2 protein-coding genes and 1 other RNA gene are annotated in these 4,035 nt (G+C 68.1%); all 3 read left to right on the top strand.

All coding sequences use genetic code 11. The features are described 5' to 3' along the window. On the top strand, positions 1 to 273 hold a 273-nt coding region (locus TVC13_RS17800; protein ID WP_422402463.1), incomplete at its 5' end, for a hypothetical protein. Positions 274 to 951: 678 nt separating this feature from the next. After that, positions 952 to 1,047: signal recognition particle sRNA small type (gene ffs, locus TVC13_RS17805), an RNA gene on the top strand. A gap of 76 nt (positions 1,048 to 1,123) precedes the next feature. Continuing rightward, positions 1,124 to 4,035: DNA polymerase III subunit gamma and tau (locus tag TVC13_RS17810; protein WP_422402464.1), on the top strand; the 2,912-nt coding region annotated here is incomplete at its 3' end.

Genomic DNA, 4,035 nt, shown 5'->3' on the forward strand with positions numbered 1-4,035 from the left:
CAAACAACAGGCACATCCGGCCTACTCAGAAAAACCATTCCCAACCGGGAACTTTCTTTTCTTTTCGCACCGCTGTGGTGTTTTACCAGCATATTCCATCCGGACCGTTTTAGCAATTCGGCGAATTCCGAAGAATTCCAACCAAACCGGCTATTCCAGCCCATCCGAACCCAGCATCCAGTCCCAGGTTTCCCGCCGGCACACAAGGCGCGCAGCAGATCCACCATCGAAAGAAAGTTGGGGTTTGGCCGCCATGCTTCGGGCGCTTCGTGAGCGTCCCGGCCGCGGCGACTCAGAAAACATTACAGGCCTCCGGGCAGCTGCGCAAATCCAAAAGACGTGTCCTGCGACACCCTGCGAATGGTCACCAGACTGACTAATTGTCGGCCCTGATCAAAGCCCGCATCAGAGCCCCGCAGGCCCCTCCTCAGTGCGGTGAACGAGACCTGTTTTTGGCAGGCCCCCTATATACGCACCCTTTTGAGGGCTCCTATATATGGAGGGCACGCGCCGCGGCGGCACAGCTCGGTGCGGTGAGGCTCCGGTCACCCCTTGCTAGACAGGCGGCCCCTACATATAGGCCTCCTATACATAGCGCTCATATATAGGAGGCCCTTTGCAGAGGACGGGGCTTGGAGCTCCGGCACGGTGCCCTACGCAGGCCGGCCAGCCTCCGGGTACTCCGCCGCCCTGGGCCCCCATACAGGAGACGGGGAGACAGGCGCCGGCCTGATCCCGGTGCCGGCACGGGGGCGGGCACTGATGGAGCGATCCGGCCGTTTCGCCTGCTTGCTGCGTGCCTGCCGGCTGCATACCCAACCACACCCGCTGACCGCAGCCGACCGGGCGACCGAATGCCGCCGTCGTCGGCCGTGCGGAGCGCACAAACGGGCATCACCCGGGGGTCCGCATGCCCCGGACAGGGCACCGAAAATATCGGGTAGACTTGTTCCCGGCCCCTCATGTGGTGTCATCCTGTGAACTCCCCCAGGACCGGAAGGTAGCAAGGGTAAGCGGGCTCTGGCAGGTGCATGGGGGGTCTTTAATTTATCCGGAAACAGCGGGTTTTCCACCGCCCCGGCCCGGATGCGAACCGTCAGTGCCAACCGATAAGGTTCTATCTGTGAGTACAGCCCTTTACCGCCGCTACCGTCCCGAAAGCTTCGCGGACGTGATCGGCCAGGAGCATGTGACCGAGCCGCTGATGGCGGCCCTCTCAAAGAACCGCGTCAACCACGCCTACCTCTTCTCAGGTCCGCGCGGCTGCGGCAAGACCACCTCTGCGCGAATCCTTGCCAGGTGCCTGAACTGCGCGCAGGGCCCGACGCCGATCCCCTGCGGCACGTGCGACAGCTGCGTTGAGCTTGCCCGCAACGGTGCCGGCAGCCTCGACGTCATCGAAATCGACGCAGCCAGCCACGGCGGCGTCGATGATGCCCGCGACCTGCGCGAGCGTGCCACCTTCGCCCCGGTGCGGGACCGCTACAAGATCTTCATCATCGATGAGGCCCACATGGTCACTTCCGCCGGGTTCAACGCCCTGCTGAAGATCGTGGAAGAGCCGCCGGAACACATCAAGTTCATCTTCGCCACCACGGAGCCGGACAAGGTCATTGGCACCATCCGCTCCCGCACCCACCACTACCCGTTCCGGCTGGTTCCGCCGGAGCCACTGCTGGCGTACCTCGAGAAGCTCTGCGTCCAGGAAGGCGTGCCGGTCGCGCCGGGTGTCCTGTCCCTGGTTATCCGGGCCGGCGGCGGATCCGTCCGCGACTCCCTCTCCGTCCTGGACCAGCTGATGGCCGGCGCCGGGGAATCCGGCCTGGATTATGAGCTGGCCGTGAACCTGCTGGGTTACACCCATGTGGCACTGCTCGACGACGTCGTCGACGCCTTTGCTGCAGGCGATGCCGCCACCGTCTTCAGCGGCATCGACCGCGTCATCCAGACCGGACAGGATCCCCGCCGTTTCGTGGAAGACCTCCTGGAACGCTTCCGGGACCTGATCGTGGTCAACGCCATGCCCGACGCCGCTGCGGCTGTGCTCCGCGGTGTGCCGGAGGACCAGATCAACCGCATGCGCACGCAGGCCACCCAGTTCGGCGGTGCAGAGCTTTCCCGGGCAGCCGACATCACCAACACGGCGCTGACCGAAATGACCGGCGCCACCTCGCCACGCCTTCACCTTGAGCTGCTCTGCGCACGGATCCTGCTTCCGGCCGCCGACCAGTCCGAACGCGGCACGGCGGCACGGGTAGACCGGATCGAGCGCAGGCTGAGCTACGCGGGCGACGCCGCTCCGGCCCCCGCAGGCCTGGCCCCGCAGCGCACGGCGCAGGTTGAGAACCAGGCTTCCGCGCCGGCCGCTGCGCAGCAGCAGGTTTCACAGCCGGCGGCACCGGCCGCCGGTGCTCCGGCACCGGAGTCAGCTCCGGCCGCTGCCACTACTGCTTCCGACACAGCTTCCTCCAACGCAGCAGCGGACTGGGGCGGAACGTGGGCCACTCCCGCAGCGCCGGCCACTCCCGCTGCGTCCGGTACGCATCCGGCCGACGCCGCAACGCCTTCCGGGCCCGCCTCGGTGCCCTCATCCCCTGCTCCCAGCCGGACCTGGGACGACGTTTCCCGGGAGGCCGCCTCGCAGCAGTCCGCCGGGCAGGGCCAGCACGCACAGCAGCAGGTCCCGCAGTCCAACCAGCGTCCGGCCCAGCAGCAGGGTCCCGCTTCCGCTGCGCCGCCCCAGGTACAGCAGCCCCAAGTACAGCAGCCCCAAGGCCAGCAGGGTCAGCCGGTTAATCCGGCCCAGGCACCCGCCGCATCGGGTACTGCACCAGCAGCCGCTGCAGCACCCCAGTCCGCTCCATCCGGGCAGGCCCAGCAGGGCGCACCCACCGGCACATCCGCTGCCCCGTCCGCTGCCGGCCCCGGCCAAGTGGAAATGATCCGCCGCGCATGGCCGGAAATCATGGACGCCCTGACCAGCATTCGCCGGGCGACCTGGCTCAACGTCAGCAAGAACGCCTCGCCGCGTTCCTTCGACGGCCGGGTTCTGGAGCTTGCCTTCTCCAACCCCGGCGCTGCTACCAACTTCAACCGCCCTGACCATCTGGAGAACCTCCGCAAGGCCATCCATCAGGTCCTGGGCGTGGACTGCCAGGTCAACGCCGTACATGACAGCACCGCGTCAGCGGGTGAACCCGGCCCAAAAGCTGGTAGCCGGCTGACCCCGCCGGCGCAGACCCCGGCACAGTCTTCCGCACCGGCACAGCCGCAGGGAGCCGTGCCGGCTCCTTCAGCGCCCCCGCAGACTGAACCCGTGCACGGCTCCAGTGCTGCCGTCCAAAACCGGGGCGCCGTGCCCTCCCCGCAGGCCCAGAGCCAGCAGGCGGAGTACCGGCAGCAGGCTCAGCAGCAGGCGGCACCGCAGCAGCCGCGCCCGGAGACCGGCGCACCAGCCGCCGGCGCAGCAGCTGCCGCCGGTCCCGCTGCCAGCGCACCCGTCTGGAACATCCCTCCGGCGGCTCCGTCCCGTCCGGAACCCGGTCCGGAGCGCGCGGCCCCCGCTCCGTCCCGTCCGGAAACCGGTCCGGAGCGCGCGGCCCCCGCCGCAGCCGTCACCGGAGCCGCAACATCACACCGAGGCGGGTCCGGCGCCGTCACCGGAGCCGCAGCATCGGGCAGCGTGCCTTCCCGCAGCGGCGGATCAACGCGCAGCAGCGCACCGCTGCCCGAGGACTGGCCGCAGGAACCCTCCGAACCCGCCGACGTACCCGAAAGCAACGCCTGGGAAACCGCTGCGGTCCCTGACGACATCCACGTCAGCAGCGCCGTCAGCGATGAAGAGTGGGCCAGCACCAACTGGGCCGGCACCACTGCAACGCGCCCCGGCGCAGGTGCAGGCACACCCGGACGCGCCGCACCGGCCGGCGCCGCACCGGCAGGAAACGCGCCCGCAGGTACCAGATCTGCAGGAAACGGATCCACGGAAAACACGGCACCGCCGGAAGCCCCCGGGTCCTCTGCCCCCTCCTCCGC

Origin of the sequence: Arthrobacter sp. 3Tela_A, from assembly GCF_049311025.1 — a bacterium.
Lineage (GTDB): Bacteria > Actinomycetota > Actinomycetes > Actinomycetales > Micrococcaceae > Arthrobacter_B.